Source organism: Streptomyces sp. NBC_00239 (assembly GCF_036194065.1).
Lineage (GTDB): Bacteria > Actinomycetota > Actinomycetes > Streptomycetales > Streptomycetaceae > Streptomyces.
In genome coordinates this window covers 6259795-6282990 of the sequence record NZ_CP108095.1, presented here as the reverse complement: position 1 = coordinate 6282990, position 23196 = coordinate 6259795, and the positions used below count along the sequence as shown (strand labels likewise).

Annotated in this window: 19 protein-coding genes; 11 read left to right on the top strand and 8 right to left on the bottom strand. The window is 74.8% G+C overall.

All coding sequences use genetic code 11. The annotated features are described in order from the left end of the window. Positions 1 to 18: 18 nt before the first annotated feature. A complete protein-coding gene (locus OG764_RS27600; protein WP_328971126.1) occupies positions 19 to 744 on the bottom strand; it encodes a TetR/AcrR family transcriptional regulator in 726 nt (241 codons plus the stop codon). A gap of 63 nt (positions 745 to 807) precedes the next feature. Between OG764_RS27600 and OG764_RS27595 the strand changes: the two genes are divergently transcribed. The 3 genes from OG764_RS27595 to OG764_RS27585 all read left to right on the top strand — a co-directional run bounded on the left by OG764_RS27595 (position 808) and on the right by OG764_RS27585 (position 4113). Further along, entirely contained in the window at positions 808 to 1761 is a 954-nt protein-coding gene (locus OG764_RS27595; protein ID WP_328971125.1) for an ATP-binding cassette domain-containing protein, read from the top strand. Next, positions 1758 to 2546, top strand: coding sequence for an ABC transporter permease (locus OG764_RS27590; RefSeq protein ID WP_328971124.1), 789 nt, complete (start codon positions 1758 to 1760; stop codon positions 2544 to 2546). Before OG764_RS27595 ends, OG764_RS27590 begins: the two co-directional genes overlap by 4 nt. Before the next feature lie 307 nt (positions 2547 to 2853). Continuing rightward, complete coding sequence (locus OG764_RS27585; RefSeq protein ID WP_328971123.1) at positions 2854 to 4113, top strand: CaiB/BaiF CoA transferase family protein; 1260 nt, start codon at positions 2854 to 2856, stop codon at positions 4111 to 4113. Between the two features lie 32 nt (positions 4114 to 4145). Here the strand turns inward: OG764_RS27585 and OG764_RS27580 are convergent, their stop codons facing one another. Continuing rightward, positions 4146 to 4412 carry a hypothetical protein gene (locus OG764_RS27580; RefSeq protein ID WP_328971122.1) on the bottom strand — a complete coding sequence of 89 codons (267 nt, stop codon included), beginning with the start codon at positions 4410 to 4412 and terminating at the stop codon, positions 4146 to 4148. A gap of 333 nt (positions 4413 to 4745) precedes the next feature. Between OG764_RS27580 and OG764_RS27575 the strand changes: the two genes are divergently transcribed. Beyond that, positions 4746 to 6503: a serine/threonine-protein kinase gene (locus tag OG764_RS27575; RefSeq protein ID WP_328971121.1), complete on the top strand. Its 1758-nt coding sequence runs from the start codon at positions 4746 to 4748 to the stop codon at positions 6501 to 6503. Here the strand turns inward: OG764_RS27575 and OG764_RS27570 are convergent. Beyond that, the gene (locus OG764_RS27570) at positions 6487 to 7296 is read right to left on the bottom strand and encodes an SGNH/GDSL hydrolase family protein (RefSeq protein ID WP_328971120.1); all 810 of its coding nucleotides are present in this window, start codon (positions 7294 to 7296) and stop codon (positions 6487 to 6489) included. The two genes, OG764_RS27575 and OG764_RS27570, sit on opposite strands and share 17 nt — an antisense overlap. Before the next feature lie 208 nt (positions 7297 to 7504). Between OG764_RS27570 and OG764_RS27565 the strand changes: the two genes are divergently transcribed. Next, the gene (locus tag OG764_RS27565; protein ID WP_328971119.1) at positions 7505 to 8608 is read left to right on the top strand and encodes a DUF5925 domain-containing protein; all 1104 of its coding nucleotides are present in this window, start codon (positions 7505 to 7507) and stop codon (positions 8606 to 8608) included. A 428-nt stretch (positions 8609 to 9036) separates the two neighbouring features. On the opposite strand, the gene OG764_RS27560 is transcribed toward OG764_RS27565, so the two are convergent. After that, the gene (locus OG764_RS27560) at positions 9037 to 9411 is read right to left on the bottom strand and encodes a GntR family transcriptional regulator (RefSeq protein WP_328973200.1); all 375 of its coding nucleotides are present in this window, start codon (positions 9409 to 9411) and stop codon (positions 9037 to 9039) included. Positions 9412 to 9496: 85 nt separating this feature from the next. On the opposite strand from OG764_RS27560, the gene OG764_RS27555 reads away from it, so the two are divergent. Then, complete coding sequence (locus OG764_RS27555; RefSeq protein WP_328971118.1) at positions 9497 to 10432, top strand: GNAT family N-acetyltransferase; 936 nt, start codon at positions 9497 to 9499, stop codon at positions 10430 to 10432. After that, positions 10429 to 10953 (top strand): DUF402 domain-containing protein, encoded by a 525-nt coding sequence (locus OG764_RS27550; protein WP_328971117.1) that lies wholly within the window; start codon positions 10429 to 10431, stop codon positions 10951 to 10953. The genes OG764_RS27555 and OG764_RS27550 overlap by 4 nt, the downstream gene beginning before the upstream one ends. On the opposite strand, the gene OG764_RS27545 is transcribed toward OG764_RS27550, so the two are convergent. Further along, on the bottom strand, positions 10943 to 11404 hold the full coding sequence (locus OG764_RS27545; protein ID WP_328971116.1) for a GNAT family N-acetyltransferase: 462 nt from the start codon (positions 11402 to 11404) through the stop codon (positions 10943 to 10945). The genes OG764_RS27550 and OG764_RS27545 overlap by 11 nt on opposite strands. 139 nt (positions 11405 to 11543) lie before the next feature. Between OG764_RS27545 and OG764_RS27540 the strand changes: the two genes are divergently transcribed. Next, positions 11544 to 13178 carry a glycosyltransferase gene (locus tag OG764_RS27540; RefSeq protein WP_328971115.1) on the top strand — a complete coding sequence of 545 codons (1635 nt, stop codon included), beginning with the start codon at positions 11544 to 11546 and terminating at the stop codon, positions 13176 to 13178. A 191-nt stretch (positions 13179 to 13369) separates the two neighbouring features. Continuing rightward, a complete protein-coding gene (locus tag OG764_RS27535) occupies positions 13370 to 14461 on the top strand; it encodes a lytic polysaccharide monooxygenase auxiliary activity family 9 protein (RefSeq protein ID WP_328971114.1) in 1092 nt (363 codons plus the stop codon). Positions 14462 to 14526: 65 nt separating this feature from the next. On the opposite strand, the gene OG764_RS27530 is transcribed toward OG764_RS27535, so the two are convergent. The 3 genes from OG764_RS27530 to OG764_RS27520 form a co-directional block, all read right to left on the bottom strand. Next, positions 14527 to 15390, bottom strand: a complete 864-nt coding sequence (locus tag OG764_RS27530) for an esterase/lipase family protein (protein WP_328971113.1) — start codon at positions 15388 to 15390, stop codon at positions 14527 to 14529. A 657-nt stretch (positions 15391 to 16047) separates the two neighbouring features. Then, positions 16048 to 17085 carry a DNA polymerase Y family protein gene (locus OG764_RS27525; protein WP_328971112.1) on the bottom strand — a complete coding sequence of 346 codons (1038 nt, stop codon included), beginning with the start codon at positions 17083 to 17085 and terminating at the stop codon, positions 16048 to 16050. Between the two features lie 152 nt (positions 17086 to 17237). Beyond that, positions 17238 to 20750 (bottom strand): DNA polymerase III subunit alpha, encoded by a 3513-nt coding sequence (locus tag OG764_RS27520; protein WP_328971111.1) that lies wholly within the window; start codon positions 20748 to 20750, stop codon positions 17238 to 17240. A gap of 155 nt (positions 20751 to 20905) precedes the next feature. Between OG764_RS27520 and OG764_RS27515 the strand changes: the two genes are divergently transcribed. Beyond that, a complete protein-coding gene (locus tag OG764_RS27515; RefSeq protein ID WP_328971110.1) occupies positions 20906 to 21991 on the top strand; it encodes a DUF3533 domain-containing protein in 1086 nt (361 codons plus the stop codon). A gap of 232 nt (positions 21992 to 22223) precedes the next feature. Continuing rightward, positions 22224 to 23123, top strand: a complete 900-nt coding sequence (locus OG764_RS27510) for an alpha/beta fold hydrolase (protein ID WP_328971109.1) — start codon at positions 22224 to 22226, stop codon at positions 23121 to 23123. The last annotated feature ends 73 nt before the right edge of the window (positions 23124 to 23196 follow it).

Sequence of the window (23196 nt, the reverse complement as noted above, 5' to 3'; positions counted from 1 at the left end):
CGGTCAGGGCGCGGTCGGTCAGGGCGCGGTGGGCAGGAACGAGCCGAACAGCCTCCGCAGCATGCGCTCGAAGACCTCGTCCATGTCCTGCGGCGCCAGTCCCTCGCCGAGCGCCTCCGCCAGCCGCGGATAGCGGCCCGTGGCCACCTGCCCCATCAGGTAGGCGCCGCGCACCGCCCGGTCCTGGTCCTCGGTCCACGGCAGCGAGCGGCTGCGCTCGGCGGTGGCCAGTTCGCCCGACACGAAGGTCGTCACCAGGCCGTTGACGGACGCGATCAGTTCCATCTTCTGCCCGGCGGCGATCTCCAGTCCGTCCATGCAGGCGAGCGAGTACTCCAGGTAGCGCAGCGCGTGCGGGCTGAATCCGTACACCGGTGAGATCAAGCGGGGCAGCCACGGGTGCCGGTGCATCAGCGCCCTGGTCTGCCGGGCCAGGTGCAGGAGGCGGGCCTGCCAGTCGCCCGCGGGCCGCGCCGGGTAGTCGTACTCGGCGCTGACGGCGTCGACCATCAGCTCGTACAGGTCCTCCTTGCGCGGCACGTAGTTGTAGAGCGACATGGTGCCCGCGCCGATGCCGGCCGCCACCCGCCGCATCGAGACCGCGTCGATCCCCTCGACGTCGGCGATCCGTACCGCCTCCGCCGCGATCGACTCGCGGCTGTGCGCGGGCCGCGGCCCGCGGCCGGCCCGCTCGGGGCGGGCCCAGATCACCTCGGGTACAGCGGGGCGGCCGCTGGGAGTCATTGATCATCACCTCGCCACCATCCTAGTTACGTACACCGTACGTAGTGGGCTAGGGTGGCCGGCATGACAACTACGTACGCCGTACTTAGTGAGGGTGTGGAGAAGAGTTACGGCGCCGTGCGCGCGCTGCGCGGGCTCGATCTCGCCGTGCCGCAGGGATCCGTCTGCGGGCTGCTCGGGCCGAACGGAGCCGGCAAGACCACCGCCGTGCGGGTCCTGACCACCCTGACGCGACCGGATGCCGGCCGAGCCCTGGTCGCCGGCCACGACGTGGCCCGCGAGGCCGCGGCCGTGCGCCGCAGCATCGGCGTGACCGGCCAGTACGCCTCGGTCGACGGGGATCTGACCGGCCGGGAGAACCTCCGGCTGTTCGCCCGGCTGACCGGGCTGCGCGGGGCCGCGGCCCGGGCCCGCGCCGACGAACTCCTGGAGCGCTTCGGCCTGTCCGAAGCCGCCGGCCGGCCCGCCCGCACCTGGTCCGGCGGCATGCGGCGGCGGCTCGACCTCGCCGCCGGACTGCTCACCCGGCCGCGGGTGCTGTTCCTCGACGAGCCGACCACCGGCCTCGACCCGCTCAGCCGCAACCAGGTCTGGGAGGCGGTCCGGGCCCTCGCCGACGAGGGGACCACCGTCCTGCTGACCACCCAGTACCTGGAGGAGGCGGACCGGCTGGCCGACACGGTCGTACTCGTCGACCGGGGCCGGGCGGCCGAGACCGGCCCGCCCGCCGCGCTCAAGGCGCGGATCGGCTCCTACGCCGAGGTGACGGTCGCCGAGGGCACCGAACCCGCCGCGGCCGCGGCCGTGCTCGACCGGCTGACCGGAGCCCGGCCGGTGCTCGATCCGGCGCGCCGCACGGTCGGAGCAGTCGCCACCGACCCCGCGCTGACCCTGCCCCGCATCGTCCGGGAACTCGACCGCGCCGGGGTCCCGGTGTGGGACGCCACCTTGCGCCCGCCCACCCTCGACGAGGTCTTCCTGCGCCTGACCGCCCCGACCGGGGAGCGAGCCGCATGAGCACGGTGCTGTACGACGGTACGGCCGTCCTGGGCCGGCAGCTCCAGCGGGCGCGGCACGCCCCCGCCCTGCTGATCATGACCCAGACCATGCCGATCACGATGCTGCTGTTCTTCGGGTACGTCTTCGGGAGCGCACTCGCGGTGCCGGGCGCGGAGTACCGCTCCTTCCTGGTGCCGGGGCTGCTGGCCGCGACCGCCGCCAACGGGCTGATGACCGGGATGTTCGCCGCCGCGCAGGACGCGCACCGCGGGGTCATGGACCGGTTCCGCACGCTGCCCATGAGCCGGGCCGCCGTGCCGCTGGGCCAGACCGCCGCGGACCTGGTGACCACCGCCGCGGGGATGGTGCTGCTGATGCTGGTGGGGCTCGCGGTGGGCTGGCGGGTCGAGGGCGGCGTGCCCGGCGCCTTGGGCGCGTTCGGGCTGCTGCTGCTCTTCAGGTTCGCCACCGCCTGGGTGGGCGCCTACCTCGGCATGCTCGCGCCGAGCGAGGAGGCGGCCGGGCAACTGGGCAGCGCCACCTTCGTCCTCCCGCTGCTGTCGAGCGCGTACATCCCCACCGGCGGTCTGCCCGCCTGGCTGCGCGCGGTCGCGGAGTGGAACCCGATCAGCGCGGTGGCGACGGCCGTGCGCCACCTGTGCGGGAACGCGGGCGGCGAGGCTGCCGCGGGGGCGTCCTGGCCGGTGGCACACCCGGTCGCGGGTGCGCTCTGCTGGTCGCTTGCACTGCTGGCGGTGTTCGTACCGCTGGCCGCGCGCCGGTTCGCGCGCGGCCGGGACTGACGCGCCGGGGACCGGGCGCCGCGGCCCGGTCCCACACCGGGCCCACCGCGGGCGCCGCGGCCGGCCGGTCAGGGCACCGGCGTGAGGGGGAAGAGGACGGTCCTCGGGAAGTCGGCGGTGGTGGCGGTGCCGAGGGCACGGCGTGCGGGGGGGTGCGGCCGCGCTGTGGGCGGCACTGCGGGGCGCGGGCGGCCCTTCCGGCGGGCACGGGATGACAGGCGAGGGACACCATAGAGGGGCGTACCGCCTCAAAGGCGGGATATCGGGGGGTGACAGAGCGGGGTGCCAGCCGATAGGCCTGCATGTCATGTCAGCTCCCTTCGCCAAGCCCGCGCCGCCCTCCGCGCCGGCTCCCTCGGCGCACCACGCCGGGCACCCACAGCCGCTCCCCCTCGACGGGATCACCGTCGTCGCCGTCGAGCAGGCCGTCTCGGCGCCGTTCGCCACCCGCCAGCTCGCCGACCTCGGCGCCCGCGTCGTCAAGATCGAGCGCCCGGACGGCGGCGACTTCGCCCGCGGCTACGACACGGCGGCGGCCGGGCTCGCCTCGCACTTCGTGTGGGCGAACCGCGGCAAGGAGTCGGTGGCCGTCGACCTGAAGGACCCGCGCGGCCGCGAGCTGGTCGGGCGGCTGGTCGCGGACGCCGACGTGTTCGTGCAGAACCTCGCCCAGGGCGCGGCGGCCCGGCTGGGGCTCGACGCGGCCACGCTGTGCGCCCGGCATCCACGGCTGGTCGCCGTCGACATCTCGGGGTACGGCCCGCAGGGCCCGTACGCGCACAAGCGGGCCTACGACATGCTCGTGCAGTGCGAGGCGGGCCTGGTCTCGGTGACCGGGACGCCGGAGCAGCCGGTCAAGGCGGGCATCCCGGCGGCCGACATCGCGGCGGGGATGTACGCGTTCTCCGGCGTCCTTGCGGCGCTGCTGCGGCGCGGCTCCACCGGCCGCGGCGGCCCGGTGGAGGTGTCGATGCTCGACGCGCTGGCCGAGTGGATGGGCCATCCGCTGCACCACACCATGCACGGCGGCGTGCAGCCCGCCCGTACCGGTCTCGCGCATGCGGTGATCGCGCCGTACGACGCCTATCCGACGGCGGACGGGAGCCTGGTGCTGCTGTCGGTGCAGAACGACCGGGAGTGGCGGCGGCTGGCCGAACAGGTTTTGGAGCGGCCGGAGTTGGCCGAGGATCCGGGGTACGCGACGAATGCGGCGCGGACCGCGAACCGGGAGCGGACCGACGCCGTGGTGGCGGCCGCCCTGGCGGGTCTGGACGCGGGGACGGCGATCGGGCGGCTCGAGGCGGCCGGGATCGCCTGCGCGCGCCTCAATTCGGTGGCGGGGCTGGCCGGGCACCCGCAGCTGGCCGCGCGGGACCGGTGGCGGGAGGTGGACACGGCGGCCGGGCCGCTGCGCGCGCTGCTGCCGCCGATCGTGCTGCCGGGCGGGCCGGAGCCGCTGATGGGTGCGGTGCCGGCCCTCGGCGAACACACCGGTGCCGTCCTGCGCGCCCTGGGGATGACGGACGCGCAGCTCGACGGGCTACGCCGGGACGGTGTGATCGCCTGAGGCCAGGTGACGGGGTGCCGGGTGGGGCGGGGTCAGCGGCGGCTGCCGAAGAGCGAACGGCGCAGCCGGCGCAGCGGGGCGAACAGCGACACGCGCGCGCTCCGGCTCCGGTGGACGTGCGTGTGGTCACGCGCCGTCAGTTCGCGCATCAGCAGGGTCGCTTCGGCCGCGTCCCGGTGCGGGACGGCGGGTCCGCCCAGCACGGCGAGGTGGCGGTCGAGCCGCGAACTGGTCGCACTGCTGCCGCAGGTGATGGCAGGCACGCGGGGCGGCCTGCTGCGCATCGCTATCTGTTCCATGTCTCTCCCCACCCGTACGAAGGCACCCGGCCCGGGCAGGTTAACCCTATCGCCCTCTCGGCGCAGTCGGGTATCCCGGGAGGGTGATTTGACCGTCACAGCACCACATTTGACGCTCACTCACCGAAGTCGACCGTTACTCTCCGCACCCACACTTCGCCGGACGCCCGCGAGACCCCCACCGGACCCCGGATCCGACCCCGATCCGACCCCGATCCGGGCCGCCCCGCGGAGAGTTGAACGAACGTTACGAACCGACGGGCTGGCAAAGGACGATCGCTGGTCTAACTTGGAGTGATCGCCCGATTGCGTTGCGCGCCGACAGGGGGCTCCGTGACCGAAGTACCGAGCGGTGAGCGGGTGGTGGCGGGCCGGTACCGGCTGCTGGGCCCCTTGGGGCAGGGCGGCATGGGCACGGTGTGGCGCGCCCGGGACGAGGTCCTGGGCCGCGAGGTCGCCGTGAAGGAGGTGCGGGCCCCGGCCGGGCTCGACGCCCCCGAGATCCGCCGGCTGTACGCCCGGCTGGAGCGGGAGGCGTGGGCGGCGGCCCGGATCTCGCACCGCGGGGTGGTGACCGTCTACGACGTGGCGACCGAGGACGGCCGCCCGTGGATCGTGATGGAACTCATCCGCGGGCTGTCCCTCGCGGAGGCGCTGGCCGCGGAGGGCCCGGTGCCCCCGCAGCGGGCGGCGCACATCGGCGCGCAGGTACTGACGGCGCTGCGGGCCGCGCACGCCTCGGGGGTGCTGCACCGGGACGTGAAGCCGGCCAACGTGCTGCTGGCCAACGACGGCCGGGTGGTGCTCAGCGACTTCGGGATCGCCCGGCTGGAGGGCAGCGCGGCTCTGACGATGACCGGCGAGGTCGTCGGCTCCCCCGAATTCCTGGCGCCGGAGCGGGCCTTGGGGCGCGATCCCGGGCCGGAGTCCGACCTCTGGTCGCTGGGCGTGCTGCTGTACGCGGCCGTGGAGGGCGTCTCCCCGTTCCGCCGGGACAGCGCGCTGAACACGCTGCGCGCGGCCGTCGAGGAGGAGCCGCCGCCGACCCGGCTGGCGGGCCCGCTGGCGCCCGTCATCGAGGGGCTGTTGCGCAAGGACCCGGCCGGGCGGCTGCCCGCGGCGGAAGCCGCCCGCATGCTGCGGATCGTGGGCGCGGGCGGTGCGGTACGGGCCGTGGACGGGCCGTCGGCCGGCGCCTCCGGGCCGGCGCCCGGTGCCGTCACCGAGCCGGCCGGGCCCGGGCCGTACCCGCCGGGCGCCCGCACCGGGGTCCCGTACGCCCGGACCGTGTCCGGGGCCGCCGTGGCGCAGCCGGGTCCGGCTGATCCGGCGCGTCCCACCCGGGCCGGGCTGGTGCTGACGGTGGGGACGCTCGCGCTGCTGCTCGCGCTCGCGGCGCTGGTGTGGCTGCTGGTGAAGGACCGCGGCACGGCGGACGACCGGGGCGACGCGGGCGGCCGGACGGGTACCGCGGCGGGCCCGGCGCCGGCGACGACCGGTGCGGACGGCACGGGGCCGGGAGCGGGAGGCACGGCCGGGACGGCGGCCTCGACGGTCTCGGCCTCGCCCCCGGGCGGCGCGCACGAGCAGAGCGTCCGGATCCGGCTGCTCACCGACCGGGCGTACTACACGGGCGGTTGCCCGCCCGTGCCGGAGCGGGCGCCGCGCTTCCGGGGGCTGGTCGAGGTGGGCAGGCTGCCGGCCCGCGTCGAGTACCGCTGGGCGGCCCGGGACGGCGGGGTGCCCGCCACGGCCTGGGAGGCGCTCGTGCTGGGCGCGGGTACGGAGCGGACCCGCACGGTCGGGTACACGGTGACGGCGTACCGGGCCGGCGGGGTGCTGAGGGACGCGGTGCGGCTGGAGGTGCGGCTGCCGGCCGCCGCCGACTCGCCGTGGGCGGAGTTCACGGTGACGTGCGAGGAGGCTCCGCCGACCGACGGGGCCTCCCCTTCCGGCACGCCTTCTCCTTCCGCCTCTTCTTCGCCTCCCGGCCACGGGACGGGCGCGGCGCCCGCCACGGGTTCGGCCGCGGGCACCGCCGGGGCTCGGGCCGTGGGGCTCGAGCCGTGGGGGCTCAGGCCGCCGAGGTGAAGACGGGCAGGTAGCCGCCGGACTGTCCGGAGGCGGTGGGGTGGTACGACTCGCCGATGTTGAGCCAGTTGACGCTGTGCAGCCACGCGCTGCCGGAGCAGATCTCGTGGCCGGTGAAGGCGCCCGCCACCGGGGCGAAGGCGAATCCGTGGTCGCGGGCGCGCTTGTCGGTCGCCGCGTTCAGGTAGTCGGAGGCCCCGTTGATGGCGGAGCGTTCGGTCTCGGACAGGCCGGTGGTGCAGCTGCCGCCCAGCTTGTAGAAGCGGGGGTAGCCGATGACGACCACGCGGGCGTTGGGGGCCTTGGCGTGGATGGCGTTGTAGACGGTGTCGAGCTGTCCGGGCAGGGTGCTGTCCACGTACGCCTTCGCCTGGGCGATGCGGCTGAGGCAGGTGGACTCGGACTGGAGCACGCAGGTGGTCATGACGTCGGCGAAGCCGGCGTCGTTGCCTCCGATGGTGATGCTGACGAGGTCGGTGTCCGCGTTGAGCGGGGCGAGCTGACTCCCCGTGACATCACCCGTACGAGCGCCCGAACAAGCCGTGAAGGCGAACGTGTCGGGTGAATGCGCGTTCTTCCAGAGGACCGGGTAGGCCTTGGTGCTGCGCTTGCAGTTGCCGCTGGCGCTGTCGTAGCTGCCGGCGCCGACTCCGGAGGAGTACGAGTCGCCGAGCGCCACATAGCCGAAGGACGCGGCCGGTCCGGCCGCTTGCGCCGGGCCGGCGCCGAGCAGGGCGGCGGATGCCGCGAGGAGCAACGAGGTTGAGAACGCCGCGAACCGTGACAGTTTCATGGACCCTCCCCTAACACGTTTTCTGCCACTCCCGTCGTAGCGCCGACCCGGACCTTCTGGAAGTGTCCATGCCAAGAATCTCCGGGGAGGAGATGGGGGGAATACCCGGGAAAACCTTCACCACCCGCTGGTTTCGCTCGATGAGTTGTGCGGCCGAACCGGCGAAACACGGGTGCGTGCGGACAGTTCGTGCCGGATCATGGGCGCCATGTCAGCCATCCCTGAGGACCCCCGGCACGCGCTGCCGATCCGGCTCAGCGTCGACGACAGCGACTCGCCCTCGGATGTCGTCGACGCCCTCTTCCTCGGCCGCTTCGCGACGGGCGAGCAGCCGTACTCGCACAGCGTGACCATCGAGCGGGTCAAGTCCGGGGCGACACTGCTGCCTCCGGGGGCCCGGGTGCTGCGCTCCACCAAGGACACCGACCGCAGCGCCACGCTCGCCGAGGGCGAGGGGTGGACCGTCCTCGTCTCCCGCTGGAACCGCGGCGCCGACGTCACCGTCACCGCCGTGACCGAGGAACTCGCCGCCGCCACCCTCACCCTGGCCACCGACGGCGCCCAGGACGAACCCGAACCCCAGCCCGAGAACGTCACCATGGGCTTCTGGTACGTCTCGCCCCGCCGCGGCCCGCATCGCACCACCCGGCAGATCGGCGCCGGCACCTGGGCGGAGGTACGGCCCAACTACACGGCGCCGGTGGCCGAGGCCATGGACCGGCTGATGAAGATCACCCCCGACGACATCGCGGGCCGGCTGCTGCTCCTGCACGGGCCGCCCGGCACCGGGAAGACCTCCGCGCTGCGCACGCTCGCGCGGTCCTGGCGGGACTGGTGCCAGGTGGACTGCGTCCTGGACCCGGAGCGGCTCTTCAACGACGTCGGGTACCTGATGGACATCGCGATCGGCGAGGACGAGGGCACGTCCCGGGGCCGCTGGCGGCTGCTGCTGCTGGAGGACTGCGACGAACTGATCCGCGGCGAGGCGCGGCACACGGCCGGGCAGGCGCTGTCACGGCTGCTGAACCTGACCGACGGGCTGCTCGGGCAGGGCCGCAACGTCCTCGTCGGCGTCACCACCAACGAGGACCTGGAGCGGCTGCATCCCGCGGTGGTGCGGCCGGGGCGGTGCCTGGCGCGGATCGAGGTCGGGCCGCTGACGCGGCGGGAGTCGGTGGACTGGCTGGGTACGGAGGAGGGGGTCGCGCGGGAGGGGGCGACGCTGGCCGAGCTCTTCGCCCTGCGGCGCGGCACCACCCCCGCCTCCGTCCCCTCCCAACCCCCCTCCCCCAACGCGGGCCTCTACCTCTGACCACCCGCGGTTCCGACCCCGCGCCCCTTCACCCCCACCGGCTGCCCGGGGCGCAATGTCAGCCTCGCCGGCAACGTCCAGCCCCTCCGGCGCACCCCCAGCCCCTCCGGCGTTTGAGGAGCGGGTCCGGGCAGAGCCCGGTGCCCGGCGGAGCCGGGTTGTCCTTGGGGCTCCGCCCCAAACCCCGCGCCTCAAACGCCGGCGAGGCTGGAAATTGCCGCACGCAGCGCCGACAAGGCTGGGGGTTGCGCCCCAAGGCACCGGCGAGGCAGGAGGTTGGCCCCGGGGGCGGCGAGGCAGGAGGTTGGCCCCCGGGGGGAGGCGAGCAGGAGGTTGGCCCCCGGGGGGAGGAGGCAAGGCTGGAATTGCCGCACGCAGCGCAGACAAGGGCTGGGGGTTGCACCCCAAGGCGCCGACCCGGCCGGGGGTCAGGGGGTGTAGTGGGCGCGTAGGGCGTCTTGGGCGAGGGAGAGGGCTTGGGCTTGGGGGAGGCCCAGGCGGTGGACCCGCTCCGCGTACGCCTGCGCCGCCCCGGCCGCCTCGCGGACCGCCGCGTCACCCGCCGCCGCGACGAACGTCCCGTTGCGCCCACGGGTCTCGATCACCCCGTCCGCCTCCAGCGCCTTGTACGCCTTCGCCACCGTATTGGCGGCGAGGCCCAGTTCCTCCGCCAGCCCCCGTACGGTCGGCAGTCTGAAGCCGACCGGCAGCCGGCCCGTACGCGCCCGGTCGGCGATCTGCGCGCGCACCTGCTCGTACGGTGCGGTGGATCCGGCCGGGTCGACGGAGATCTTCAGGCTCACGCTCTTCGAGGTCACGCCCCGATTCTCGCGCACCGCGCGAAATTCGGAGGCGCCCGCCCCGGCGCCGGACGTAGCGTCGGCTCACATGACCGTCATCGTCCGTGACCTGCGGCCCGGCGACCCCGCAGACGCCGGGGCCGTCGTACGGGTGCGCCGCGCCGCCCTCCCCTTCATGATCGCCACCCCGCCGGGTGTCGCGTTCGAGCTCGCCTCCGCCCACCCCGGGCAGCACCACCGGCTGCTGATCGCCGAGCGGGACGGCGAGGTGCTCGGCACCGCGCAGGTCGGCATCGCGCACGAGAGCGACCAGCCGGGCCAGTCGTACGTCAACGCGTACGTGCATCCCGCGCACCGCGGCCGGGGCGCGGGTTCGCTGCTGCTGCGGACCGCCGAGGAGCACCTCGCGGGCCGGGGCGCCACCACCGTGTACGCGTGGGTGCTCGACGAGCCGGCGTACCGCGAGTTCGCCGGCCGGCAGGGCTACGCGCCCAGCCGCTCCGCCCACTTCCTGCGCCTCGACCTCGCCGCGGGCCGGCTGCCCGAGCCGGGGCCGGTGCCCGCCGGGGTGGAGCTGCGGCCCGCGTCGGCCTTCGCGGCGGACCCGCGCCCGCTGTTCCGGCTGGACGCGGAGACCACCCTCGACGAGCCGGGCGACGTCGGGACCCTCCTCGACGACTACGACCACTGGCTCCGGCACGTCTGGCAGAACCCGGACCTGGACCGCGAGCTGACGACGGTCGCCCTGGTCGACGGCGAGCCGGCCGCGTTCAGCGCGCTGGTGACCGATGGCGCCGGCCGCTGCTCCTCGGCGATGACGGGCACCGGGCGGGCGTTCCGCGGCCGCGGGCTGGCCAAGCTCGCCAAGCACACCGCCCTGCGGCGGGCCCGCGCGGCGGGCTGCACCGAGGCGTTCACCGGCAACGACACGGGCAACGAGCCGATGCTCGCGGTCAACAAGTGGTTCGGCTACGAGATCTGCGCCACCGAGGTGCGGTACACCAAGACCCTGGGGGAAGTGTGACGAACGAGACGGGCAAGACGGGCAAGACGAACGAGGTGACCGTGGTGCTGAGCAAGGCCGGCCGGGTCAAGATCAAGTACCCGGCCGGGCTGCTCTCCGACGACGGCAGCCGGGTCAGCGTGCGCGCGCCCTGGGCCGCCGAGGGGGTCCGCGACTTCGGCTTCGTACGCTTCGAGCCGGGTGACGTGTTCACCGAGCACTTCTGGCGCGACCGCTGGTACGCGGTCAAGGAGGTGCGCACCGGCGCGGGCGTGCTCAAGGGCTGGTACTGCGACGTGACCCGGCCCGCGGTCGTCGAGGGCGGCGAGGTCCGCATCGAGGACCTCGACCTCGACCTGTGGGTGTCCGCGGACGGCGGCGAGGTGCTGCGGCTTGACGAGGACGAGTTCGCGCAGAGCGGTCTGGCGCAGCGCGATCCGCACGCGGCGGCGCAGGCCGTGGCGGCCCTGGACGAGCTGGAGGCGCTGGCCCGGCAGGGCGGGTTCGGGGCCCTGTGGCCGGCCGCCGCCGCTACGGAGTGAGCCGCTTGCGGTAGTGGATCCGGTCGTACGGGCCGTCCACCCGGCGCTCGGTGACCTCGTACCCGAAGCGCGGGTAGATCCGCTGGTTCTCCCACATCAGGGCGTTGGTGTAGAGCCGTATCTCGGGCAGTCCGAGTGCGCGTGCGCGGGTCTCGGCGAAGGCGAGCAGGTGCCGGCCGAGGCCCGTGCCGTGTGCGGCGGGGTGGACGGCGACGCTGTCGAGGAAGAGGTGGTCCGCGGCGGGGACCAGGACCACCAGCCCGGCCACCGGGTCGCCGGTGACGAAGACGTGCCCGGCGGCGATCCCGGCGGCGTGGTCGGCGTCCATCGGGGCCGGCCGGATGCCGATGCGCTCGACGTAGTGGACGTAGGCGGCGTCGGTCACGTCGCGGACGGCGGGCAGGTCGGCCGCGGTGGCGGGGCGGGGCGCGAGGTGTGTCCCGGGCCGCATCCCCGGGTTTCTTTGGGGGTGTTCCTGCGGTTGTGTCCGGTTGTGCGCCGGGGGCTGGTCGGTCATGTCGTATGAGCTTAGGTCCATACTTTCCCCCAATGGCCCGTCCTCACTGCGCAGAAATGGGATCTTCCGGCACATGAGCTCCTTCCTTCCCCACGCCCCTCTGCCGAGCGGACCGGTCGGGCCCATACCGGACATTTCTGTGGTCGTCGCGGTGTACAACGCGATGCCGTACCTGACGCAGTGCCTCGACTCGATCGCCGCGCAGACGCTGGGCGCCGAGCGGATCGAGGTGATCGCCGTCAACGACGGCTCCACCGACGGCAGCGGCGCCGAGCTGGACCGCTTCGCCGCCCTGCACCCGCACGTCCGCGTGCTGCACCAGCCGAACTCCGGCGGTCCCAGCGCGCCCCGCAACCGCGCGCTCGACCTGGCGCGCGGCCGGTACGTGTACGTCGTCGACTCCGACGACTACCTGGGCGAGGAGGCCCTGGAGCGGCTGCTGGCCATGGCCGAGGCCCAGGGCAGCGACATCGTGCTCGCGAAGGTGGTCGGGCTGGGCCGGTCGGTCGCGGAGAAGGCGCACAAGCACCTGGAGCAGGCGGACCTGTACACGTCCGAGGTGTACCGCTCGCTGCACAGCGCCAAGCTGTTCCGCCGGGAGCTGCTGGAGCGGGACGGAGGCATCCGCTACCCCGAGGACCTGTGGTTCGGCGAGGACCAGATCTTCGTGACCGCCGCCTACCTGGAGGCCGAGCGCATCTCCGTGGTCGGCGACTACGACTGCTACTACCTGCGGCGGCGCGACGACGGGCAGAACATCACCGCGCGCCACCGGACCGCGAACGAGAGCATCCAGCACATCGAGCGGGTCATGCGGATGGTCTCGGACCGGGTCACCGACCCGGTGGGCCGCCGCCGGATGCTCGGCCGGCACTTCCGCAACCTGGTCGGCAAGGCCCTGATGCCGGCGGCCCGGGCGTACCGGAACGACCCGGCGTACACGGCGGAGGTCTACGGGCGCGGCCGGGCGCTCTGCGAGGCGTACTGGACCCCGGACATGGCCGGCGAGCTGTCGGCGCTGGACCTGCTGCGGCTGTACTGCTTCACGCAGGGCAAGTTCGACGCGTTCGCGGAGCTGTCGGCGTACGACCCGGCGGAGAACCCGGCGGAGCTGTTCGTCGACGGCGGCCGGGCGTACCGCCGGTTCCCGCTGTTCCGCGACCCGGTGGCCGGGCTGCCCGACAAGCTGTACGACGTCACCGCCAAGCTGAAGGCCCGCCACCGCCTCCAGACGATGACCTGGAAGGACACCCGGGTACGGCTGACCGGGTACGCGTACGTGGACGCGCTGGGCACCGGGCGGATGGCCAGTCGGCTGCTGCTGCGCGAGCGGGCGACCGGCCGCGAGCTCCGGGTCCCGGCGGTCGCGTGCCCGTCGCCCGACCTGGCGGCGGACGGCGCCAAGCGCGGGGTGGACCTGGAGATGGCGGGTTTCCGCGCCGACGCGGACCTGGCGACGATCGACGGGGGCGCGCCGATCGCGCCCGGCGTGTGGGACTGCTTCCTCGACGTGCAGGCGGACGGGCTGACCAAGACGGTGCGGCTGGGGCGGGTGCAGGGCCCCGAGCTGGACCGGACGGCCCGGCAGTCCCGGGTGGTGGGTCGCGACGACGCCGTGGGCACGGAAGTGACGGTCGCCCCGTTCTTCACCGGCTACAACAACCTGAGCTTCGAGGTCGTCCGCCGCTTCGTCCTGCCCACGGCCTGAGCGCCCGCCGCGGGGCGGGCCCGGGCGCGTGGGACGGCCCCGCGACGGGCCGAGTCTGAGGTGCTGCTTACCGCGGCCTTAAGCGGATCCTAAGGATCGTCGTCGGCGGCCGGCGGGCCCGGATTTCGGGGGGTGCGGCGGCTAGCTTGCGTGTCGCAGGCACGATGTGCGCCACCCGAAGGAGAAGCTCCATGACCGCTCGCCGCACGGCCGCCGCCGTCACCGCCCTCGGCTTCGCGCCGCTCGCGCTGGCCGGCCTCGCCGCCGCGCCCGCCGCCGCCCACGGCTCGATGACGGATCCGGTCAGCCGGGTGGCCGCCTGTTACGCGGAGGGCCCGGAGGCGCCGAGGTCCGCGGCCTGCAAGGCGGCGGTGGCGGCGAGCGGGCCGCAGGCGTTCTACGACTGGAACGCGGTCAGCATCGCCAACGCGGCCGGCCGCCACAAGGCGCTGATCCCGGACGGGAAGCTGTGCTCGGCCGGGAACTCCAAGTACCGCGGGCTGGACCTGGCGCGCCGGGACTGGCCCGCGAGCCGGATGTCGGCGGGCAGGCACACCTTCCGCTACAAGGGCACGGCCCCGCACCGGGGTTCGTTCGCGCTGTACGTGACGAAGGACGGGTACGACCCGTCGAAGCCGCTGAAGTGGTCGGACCTGGAGGCGAAGCCGTTCGCGCGGGTGACCGACCCGCGGATGCGGGGCGGTGACTACGTGTTCACCGGGACGGTGCCGCGGAAGTCCGGCCGCCACCTCGTCTACAGCGTCTGGCAGCGCTCGGACAGCCCGGAGGCTTTCTACACCTGCTCCGACGTGGTCTTCGCGGGCGGCGGCGGGGGCGGTACGGGTGGCGGTGGGGGCGGGAAGCAGTCGCCCGCGCCCACCCCGGCGGCTCCCACGGCCTCCGCGCCCACCGACGACCGGATCGAGAAGGACGCCGGGAAGACGGGCGGCGGGCACGGCACGCACGGCGGGAGCACCGGGGGTACGGGGACCACGGGGACCACCGGGGGCACGTCGGGAGGTACGACCGGAGGCGCCACCGGCGGGACGGCCGGGGACACGAGCGGCGGGACCACCGGTGGCGGGGCCGGGGACGCGGCGGGCGGCAACGAGCCGGCGGCCGACGGCAGCGCGTCGCCGCTGGACCGCGGCTTGGCCGAGACCGGCGGCGGCTCCGCCACCCCGCTGATCGCCGTCTCCGGTGCCGGAGCGCTGGCCGTCGGGGCGGCGGTGCTGTTCGCGTCGGTGCGGCGCCGGGCCGGCGGCGGGCGCCACGGCCGCTGACGGACCGGCCCGGTCCGAGTCGGACCGGGCCAGCCCGAGTCGGACCGAGTCGGACCGCTTGCGCGTCAATCGGTGTCGAAGACCGACGCGCACGTGGTCCGTTCGGCGTGCGCCGGGTCGAGCGCGTTCTCGGCCTCGTGGAAGGCGATCCGGTCGGTCAGGCCGATCGCGACGTGCTCGGAGAGGTCGAGCGGGCACAGGTCCTGGAGCACGACGTTGCGCACCGCGGGCCCGTCCAGGAACCCGCTGCGGTAGGGGGTGACCACCTCGTCGTACCGGGTGGCGATGACGGTGTACGTCACCCCGGGGACGGTGTCGCCGCCCGCGTTGAGCCGGGTCAGGAAGTCGGAGCCGGCGATCTGGTCGGCGAGTCCGGGGGTGGCCGCGCTGATCAGGTCCTCGGCGCCGGGGAAGAACGGCAGCAGCGCGGTCAGCCCCGACAGGGTCGTGCCGTGGTTGTCGGGAGCGAGTCCGACCAGGGCGTTGACCTTGTCGGCGCCGCCCAGGAACTTCAGGTACCAGCGCGGCATCATGCCGCCCTGCGAGTGTCCGACGAGGTCGGCCTCGGGCGCGCCGGTGGCCGCGAGGACCTTGTCGACGAACACGTCGAGCTGCCGGGCGGACTTCTCGACCGGGCCGAGCCCGTTGAAGAAGGGCACGCCGGGCAGCTGCCCGTAGTCGAGCGAGTAGACGCAGTAGCCGCGGTGCACGAGGTACGGCGCGAAGGCCAGCCAGTTGTCGACGGAGTTGCCGAACGTGCCGTGGACCAGGACCACGGGGCGCGGGTGGGCCGCGGACGGCTTGCAGGACCAGTTGTTCCAGCCGCTGCCGGGGGCGGATGCGGCTTCTGCGGCCGCGGTGGGGGTGAGGACGGCGCCCGCCAGCATCAGGGCGGTGAGCGGTCCGAGCAGTCGTCTCCAGGGCAGCATCGAGTGATCTCCTTGCGGGGGGAATGGGGACGTGCGTGGGGATTCGCCCGTGATCCGGATCACATGGTGAGCTGCACTCGCCAAATTACGGGCGGGTAGCAGAAGGGGGAAGTTACGCGTCAGTAAAAACTGTCGCGTCGTCACCGACCGACGAGAAGCCGCGCGTCACGCCACCGCCACTCCGTACGCCGCCCCGGCACGCCCCTCCCCTGCCGGGCCCCAGCCGCGCCAGTGCCCTGGGCGCAACCCCCAGCCTCGCCGACGCCCTGCGGCCTCCAGCCCGGCCGGCGCCCAACCTCCAGCCTCGCCGACGCCCGTGGGGCAACCCCCAGCCCGAGGGCCAACTTCCAGCCTCGCCGGCGCCCCGAGGGGCAACTTCCAGCCTCGCCGGCGCCCCGAGGGGCAACTTCCAGCCTCGCCGGCGTTTGAGGCGCGGGTCCGGGCGGAGCCCGGTGCCCGGCGGAGCCGGGTTGTTCTTGGGGCTCCGCCCCAAACCCCGCGCCTCAAACGCCGGCGAGGCTGGGGGGTTGCGCCCCACGGCGTCGGCGGAGCCGGATACGCCCGAGGCCGCGCCTCAAACGCCGGCGAGGCCGGAGGGTGCCGCCGGGGCGGGATGTTGCGCACGCGGGTGTCGGCGAAGCCGAAGGGGCGCCACCGTCAGCCGGCGAGGCTGGGTTTCGCGCACGCGGCGTCGGCGGAGACGGAGGGGGCTCGGGGCGGTGTCGCCAGGGTGGCGGGGAGGATCGCGGTGGGGCCGAACTTCGTTCGGACTCGGTCGGCGACCGCCTCGATCCGGCGGGACTTCTCGTCCTGCGGGTCGAAGCTCAGCTGGTGCGCGGCCCGTTCCCCCGGCCGGAGGCCTTCCGCCCGCAGGGACAGCGCCCGCACCCGCGCCCGCTGCAAGCCGAGCGCCCCGTACAGCCCGTAGGCCGCGGCGGTGAGCTCGGCGGAGTGCGCGGTGGGTTCGGCGAGCGTGCGGGTACGGGTGACCACGGTGCGGTCGGCGCAGCGCACGGTGAGGGACAGGGCACGGCAGACCTGCCCGCTGCCGCGCAGCCGGACGCCGAGCTCCTCGGTGAGGGAGAGCAGGGCGCTCCGGTGCCGCACCGGGTCGATCTCGTCACGGCCGAAGGGCCGTTCGGCGGCGAGGGAGCGTACGGGGGCGCCCGGGACCACCGGCGTACGGTCGATCCCGTGGGCCCGCTCGTGCAGTTCGCGGCCGGCCCGGGCGCCGAGGATCCGCTGGAGGGCGGGGAGCGGGGCGGCGGCGATCCGGCCAACCGAGTCGAGCCCGTAGCCGCTCAGGGTGCGGGCGGTCCGGGTGCCGACCCCGTCCAGGGCGGCGGCGGGCTTGCAGGCGAGGAACTCCCGTACGGCGGCGGGGTCGGCGGGCACGACGAGGGTCTGCCCGGGGCGGGCCTGCCGGGCCGCCATCCTGGCCAGCATGGGGTTGGCGGCGGCGCCGATCGCGCAGTCCGCCCCGTACAGGGCGAGCGCCCGGACCCTCAGGACCGCGGCGAGTTGTGCGGTGTCGCGGCCGAAGTAGCGCAGCGCGCCGTATACATCGGCGAGCGCGGAGTCAGGGGGCAGTTCCTGGACCGCCGGGGTGAGGCCGGTGAGCAGGGCGACGAGTCCGGTGTACGCGGCGGGGTCGGGCGGGGTTCCGTCGGGGCGCCGGAAGGTGGCGCAGAGCACGGTGGGCCCGCCTCCCTGCGGGTCCGTCCCCCGCTCCGCCCCTTCCCGAAGCGGGGGCACACGCCGGCGGGGCCGGCGTGCGGCACGATCCGGCCCGGCCGGCGCGTGAGGGCCGGGGTCGTGGGCGGAGCCCCGAAGAGCGGGCCCGCCGGTCATCCCGCGCTCCCCGGGCTGGAGTGCCACAGCTTGCGGCCGGTGGCCGGGCCGGAGCCGGGCGGCTGGAGGTCGGCCCACGGGTTCATCTCGTACCCGGTGGGCAGGTGGATGCGCCGGCCTCCGTCGGCAGGACCGGCGGGGGCGGACCCGCCGGCCGAGGCGGACCCGCCGGCCGGGACGGACCCGTCCGCAGGTGCAGATCCGCCGGCAGGACCGGCGGCAGGCGCCGCGAGGCGGGCGGCGACCGCGTCCAGGCCTCCGGTGCGGCGCAGTTCGGCCAGTTCGGCCAGGTTCCAGGCGGCGGATCCGACCACGCTGAGGCTCCGGGGGCCCCGGCGCTGCACCACTCCGCGCACCAGCAGCAGCCAGGAGTGGAAGACGGTGTGCGCGCAGGCTTCGTGGCTGTCGTCGAAGAAGGCGAGGTCGACCAGGCCGGTGCCGTCGTCGAGGGTGGTGAAGATGACCCGTCGGCCGGAGCGGACCGGCGGGGTCTGGGTGGCCGCCTTGGCGCCCGCGACCAGGACGGTGCGGCCGTGCTCGGTCCCGCCCAGCCGGCGGGCCGGGACCGCGCCGAGTTCGGCCAGGAAGGCGTGGTGGTCCTCCATCAGGTGCCGGGAGGTGTCCATGCCGAGGACGCCGAGCTCGGCGCTGAGCTTCTCGGCCTCGTTGAGGTCGGGCAGGCCGACGGGGCCGGTCCGGTGGCCGCCGCCGAGGGGCAGCTGCCGGCCGTGCGCGGTGTGGCCGCGCCGGTCCCGGTGGAGTTCGGACAGGTGCAGCAGGAGGTCCCGGCGGTTGCCGCCGAAGGCGTCCAGCGCGCCGACCTGGGCGAGGCGTTCGGCGACCGGGCGGCCCGGGTGGGCGCGGTCCCAGAAGTCGCGCAAGGAGGTGTAGGGCCGGCCGGCCTCGATGCGGGCGGCTTCGGCCTCGCTGATGCCGTGGACGTCGGCGAGGGCGAGCCGCAGCCCCCACACCCGAGGATTCTCGGACACCAGTTCGATCCGATGGGTGGTCGCGGACCGGTTCACGTCCAGCGGAAGCACCGGCACCCCGCGCCGCCGCGCGTCCGCGAGCAGCAGCCGTTTGGGGTACATGCCGGGGTCGTGGGTGAGCAGTCCGGCGTAGAAGGCCGCCGGGTGGTGCGCCTTGAGCCAGGCCGACTGGTAGGTCGGCACGGCGAAGGCCACCGCGTGCGCCTTGCAGAACCCGTACGAGCCGAAGGCCTCGACGATCTCCCAGGTACGGGCGACCACTTCGGCCGGGTAGCCGCGCCGGGCCGCGTGCCGCGCGAACCAGGGCTTGATCCGGCCCTGCGACTCGGGGTCGGACAGCCCGCGGCGCACCCGGTCGGCCTCGTCCCGGCCGCAGCCGGTCATGATGTTCACGATCTCGATGATCTGCTCGTGGAAGACGACCACCCCGTACGTCTCGCGCAGCGGCTCCGCCAGGTCCGGATGCGGGTAGCGGACCGGGGCGCGGCCGTGCCGGGCCTCGATGAACGGCCGCACCATGTCGGCCGCGACCGGCCCGGGCCGGAACAGCGAGATGTCCACGACGAGGTCGTGGAAGTCCGCGGGCTGGAGCCGCCCCACCAGGTCGCGCTGGCCCGGGGATTCGATCTGGAAGCAGCCGAGGGTCTGCGCCGAGCGGATCAGCTCGTAGGTCGCCCGGTCGCCGGGCGGCACCTGCGCCGGGTCGTCGAGGTCGAGCCGCTCCCCCGTGGCCCGCCCGATCTCGGCGACGGCGTGCGCCATCGCGGACTGCATCCGTACGCCGAGCACGTCGAGTTTGAGCAGCCCGAGGTCCTCGACGTCCTCCTTGTCGAACTGGGACATCGGCAGGCCCTCGCCGCTGGTGGGCACGACGGGGGTGCGGGCGAGCAGCGAGGCGTCGGAGAGCAGCACCCCGCACGGGTGCATGGCGACGCCGCGCGGCAGCGCGTCCAGCGCCTCGACGAGCTCCCACAGCCGGCCGTGCTCCTCCGCGCGTACGGCACGCAGTTCGGGCAGTTCGGCCAGGGCCGCGCGGGCGTCGCGGGCCCGGATGTGCGGGAAGGCCTTGGCGAGCCGGTCGATCTCGGCGGGGTCCATGGACAGGGCGGCGCCCACGTCCCGGATCGCGTGCCGCACCCGGTAGGTCTCGGGCATGGCCACGGTGGCGACGCGCTCGGCGCCGAACCGACCGATGACCGCCCGGTAGACCTCCAGCCTGCGGGCGGACTCGACGTCGATGTCGATGTCGGGCAGCACCGGCCGCCGCTTGGACAGGAAGCGCTCCATCAGGAGGCCGTGCTCGACCGGGTCGGCGTGCGCGATCCCGAGCAGGTGGTTGACGAGGGAGCCGGCGCCGGAGCCGCGCGCGGCCACCCGGATGCCCATCTCCCGTACGTCCTGGACCACTTGGGCGACCGTGAGGAAGTAGGAGGCGTACCCGTAGTACGCGATGATGTCCAGCTCGTGGTGCATCCGGTCCCAGTACGCGCGCTTGCCCGCGTAGCCGCGCAGCACCATGCCCGCGGCGCACCGGGAGGCCAGGACCCGCTGGGCGCTGCGGCGGCCGGCGCCCACCAGCCGGGGTTCGGGGAAGTGCACCGAGCCGATGCCGAGGTCGTCCTCGGGGTCGACGCGGCAGGATTCGGCGTCCTGCCGGGTCTGCGCCAGCAGCCGCCGGGCGTCCGCCCCGCGCTGTCCGGCGGCCTCGGCGACGCGTTCCGCGGCCACCGTCATGGCCGCGGCGTCCTTGAGCCAGCGCTCCCCGCCGTCCAGGGGGCGCCGGGGGTCGAGGGGCACGAGCCGGCGGGCCGCGTCGAGCACGTCGGCGACCGGCCCCTGGCCGCGGTCCGCGTACCGCACGGCGTTGGTGAGGACGGCCGGTACGCCCTGCTGCGCGGCGAAGCCGACGGTACGGGCGGCCAGCCGCAGGGAGCCGGGGCCGGTGCCGGTACGCCCGTGGTGGACGGCCTCCAGCCGCAGCGCCTCCCCGTACGCCTCCCGCCAGGGGGCGAGCAGCCGGGCGGCCCGGTCGGGGCGGCCGGCGGCCAGGGCGCGGCCGACCTCGGAGTCCGGCCCGAGGAGGACGAGGACGCCCTCGCCGTGGTTGTGGCCCCACGGGAGCTGCGGCCGGCCGGTGGCGTCCGCGTGGGCGGCGCTGACCAGCCGGCACAGCGTGGCCCAGCCGGTGGCGCCGTCGCGGGCGAGGAAGACGGCGCGGGGCGCGGACTCGTCGACGAAGGCCCCGCCCTTGACGGGGGTGCGGCGGCGTTCGGTGGCGCGGGGCAGGTCCGGCGCGCCGGGGACGGGGTCGACCGCGAGGCCGGTGCCGAACAGGGGCCGGATGCCGGCCTTCGCGCAGGCCTTCGCGAACCGGACGGTGCCGGCGAGGGTGTCCCGGTCGGTGAGGGCGAGGGCGTCCATCTGCCGTTCGGCGGCGCGTTCCGCCAGCCGTTCCGGGTGGGAGCCCCCGTACCGCACGGAGAATCCGGAAACGGTGTGCAGATGCGTAAAACCAGGCACCCGCGCCTCCTGCTCTCCCTTGGTGAACCCCCACCTCCGTTTCCACCATAGACCACTTTCGAACATGAGTACGACACAAATGTTCGAGGCTCGGTGGATCATCCGTTCGGCCCTCCCCTGCTGCGCCACGGACGCCGCGCGTCGAGCGTGAGGGCATGACACGGACAGACGCAGGCCCCTCCCGGGGATCCCCCGGTTTCCTCTCCGAGATCAAGGACGCCGTCACCGTCCGGGCGGCGCTGCTGGTCATCGGGGTGCTGGCGCTCCAGGTCGCCTTCATCACCTCCTACATCGGCGCCTTCCACCACCCCGCGCCGCACGAGATCCCGATCGCCGTGGTCACTCCCGCCCGGCAGGCCACCGCCCAGGCCGTCCAGCAGCTCTCCGCGCTGCCCGGCGACCCGCTCGACCCGCGCGCGGCCCCCGACGAGGCCACCGCGACCGCGCAGATCCGCAACCGGGACGTGGACGGGGCGCTGATCATCGACCCCGCCGGGACGACCGACCGGCTGCTGGTGGCCGGCGGCGCGGGCGCCTCGCTGTCCCAGGCGCTCGAAGAGGTCGTCAAGGCCGCCGAGGCGACCCGGCAGCGCACGGTGACGGTCACCGACGTGGCCCCGGCCGACCGCGGCGACGCCCGCGGGCTGTCCTCCTTCTACCTGGTGGTCGGCTGGTGCGTGGGCGGCTACCTGTGCGCCGCGATCCTCGCGATCAGCGCCGGGGCCCGGCCCGCCAACCCGGCGCGCGCCGTCATCCGGCTGGGCGCGCTGCTGGTGTACGCGCTCGTGGCCGGCCTGCTCGGCGCGGTGATCGCCGGCCCGGTGCTGGGCGCGCTGCCCGGCAGCATCTGGGCCCTGTGGGGGCTGGGCGCGCTGGTCGTCTTCGCGGTCGGCGCGATCACCCTGGCCTTCCAGGGGCTGGCGGGCGTGGTCGGCATCGGGCTGGCGATCCTGCTCGTCGTGGTGCTCGGCAACCCGAGCGCCGGGGGCGCCTACCCGTATCCGCTGCTGCCGCCGTTCTGGCGGGAGATCGGCCCGGCCCTGCCGCCGGGCGCGGGCACGTACGCGGCCCGTTCGATCGCCTACTTCAGGGGCAATGACGCGGGCCCCTCGATGCTGATCCTGGCCGGCTGGGCGGCGCTGGGCGCGGCGGTCACGCTGGCCTGCGCGGTGTTCCGCCGGGGGCGCCCGGGCACGACGGTCGGCAGCGGTCTCCCCGAGGACGCGCCGGCGGACGCGTGAAGGAGCGGCCGACCGCCTCTCGTCGACGCCTTCCTCGGCGAAGGAGGCGGGGATGCCGCACTGGGCACGCCGTTCCGCCACGGCGCGGGCGCACGATTCGACGCCCTCGGCGGGGGCGGCGGGCGGCGGGCCCGGCATCCGGGTTTCTCCCCGAGTGCGCCCTACCGCGCTCCTCCTCCGTCGGAGACAATCGCCACGACGGGCTTGTCGGCTGACTCCAAGGAGGCGAGGCGTGCGCAATCGGGTGCGCGCCGCGGACGGGCGGCATCTGATGGTGGAGCGACTCGGCGACCCGAACGGCAAGCCGGTGTTCCTGCTCCACGGCACCCCCGGCAGCAGGCTGGGACCGGCCCCCCGCGGCATGGTCCTCTACCAGCGCCGTATGCAGCTCATCGCGTACGACCGGCCCGGATACGGCGGATCGGACCGCCTGCCGGGCCGTAGCGTCGCCGACGTGGCCCAGGACGTGGCCGCGATCGCCGACTCCCTGGAACTGGAGACCTTCGCGGTGGTGGGCCGCTCGGGCGGCGCCCCGCACGCGCTGGCCTGCGCCGCCCTGCTCCCGGACCGGGTCACCCGGTGCGCCACCCTGGTCGGCCTGGCCCCCCGGGACGCCGACGGCCTGGACTGGTACGACGGCATGACCACCTTCAACGTGCGCGAGCACAGCACGGCGGCCGCCGCCGACCCGGAGGAGATCGCCGCCTCGCTGATCCCGCGCTCGGACTCCATCCGCCAGGACCCCGGCCGGCTCCTCGACGAACTGCGCCGCGAGCTCACCGAGAACGACCGGATCATCGTCTCCGATGCCGGCCTGCGCCTGATGCTGGAGCGCAACTACCGCGAAGGGCTGCGGCAGTCGGCCTACGGCTGGATCGACGACGTCACCGCCTTCGCCCGCCCCTGGGGCTTCGACCTGGCCGACATCACCTGCCCGGTCCTGCTGTGGCACGGCGAGAAGGACGTGTTCTCACCCGTGGGCCACTCCCGCTGGCTGGCCCGGCAGATCCCCGGCGCCACGGCCAACTTCGAACCGGCCGCCGCCCACTTCGCCGCCTTCCGGGCCCTGCCGGACATCCTCACCTGGCTGCTGCGCGACCTGGCACCGCCCCCGCAGCAGCAGTCGGCCTGACGCGGCGGGGACCGCCCCGGCCGGCGGGCGGACCTCCCGGTCCGCCCGCCGCACCCCGTGGCCCCCGCACCCC

Excerpts from the sequence above, each read along its gene's own strand:
- OG764_RS27600 (WP_328971126.1), bottom strand. The coding sequence starts at position 744 with ATGACTCCCAGCGGCCGCCCCGCTGTACCCGAGGTGATCTGGGCCCGC.
- OG764_RS27515 (WP_328971110.1), top strand. The coding sequence starts at position 20,906 with ATGACACGGACAGACGCAGGCCCCTCCCGGGGATCCCCCGGTTTCCTC.
- OG764_RS27565 (WP_328971119.1), top strand. The coding sequence starts at position 7,505 with ATGTCAGCCATCCCTGAGGACCCCCGGCACGCGCTGCCGATCCGGCTC.
- OG764_RS27580 (WP_328971122.1), bottom strand. The coding sequence starts at position 4,412 with ATGGAACAGATAGCGATGCGCAGCAGGCCGCCCCGCGTGCCTGCCATC.
- OG764_RS27545 (WP_328971116.1), bottom strand. The coding sequence starts at position 11,404 with ATGCGGCCCGGGACACACCTCGCGCCCCGCCCCGCCACCGCGGCCGAC.
- OG764_RS27570 (WP_328971120.1), bottom strand. The coding sequence starts at position 7,296 with ATGAAACTGTCACGGTTCGCGGCGTTCTCAACCTCGTTGCTCCTCGCG.
- OG764_RS27590 (WP_328971124.1), top strand. The coding sequence starts at position 1,758 with ATGAGCACGGTGCTGTACGACGGTACGGCCGTCCTGGGCCGGCAGCTC.
- OG764_RS27540 (WP_328971115.1), top strand. The coding sequence starts at position 11,544 with ATGAGCTCCTTCCTTCCCCACGCCCCTCTGCCGAGCGGACCGGTCGGG.
- OG764_RS27535 (WP_328971114.1), top strand. The coding sequence starts at position 13,370 with ATGACCGCTCGCCGCACGGCCGCCGCCGTCACCGCCCTCGGCTTCGCG.
- OG764_RS27585 (WP_328971123.1), top strand. The coding sequence starts at position 2,854 with ATGTCAGCTCCCTTCGCCAAGCCCGCGCCGCCCTCCGCGCCGGCTCCC.
- OG764_RS27530 (WP_328971113.1), bottom strand. The coding sequence starts at position 15,390 with ATGCTGCCCTGGAGACGACTGCTCGGACCGCTCACCGCCCTGATGCTG.
- OG764_RS27595 (WP_328971125.1), top strand. The coding sequence starts at position 808 with ATGACAACTACGTACGCCGTACTTAGTGAGGGTGTGGAGAAGAGTTAC.
- OG764_RS27555 (WP_328971118.1), top strand. The coding sequence starts at position 9,497 with ATGACCGTCATCGTCCGTGACCTGCGGCCCGGCGACCCCGCAGACGCC.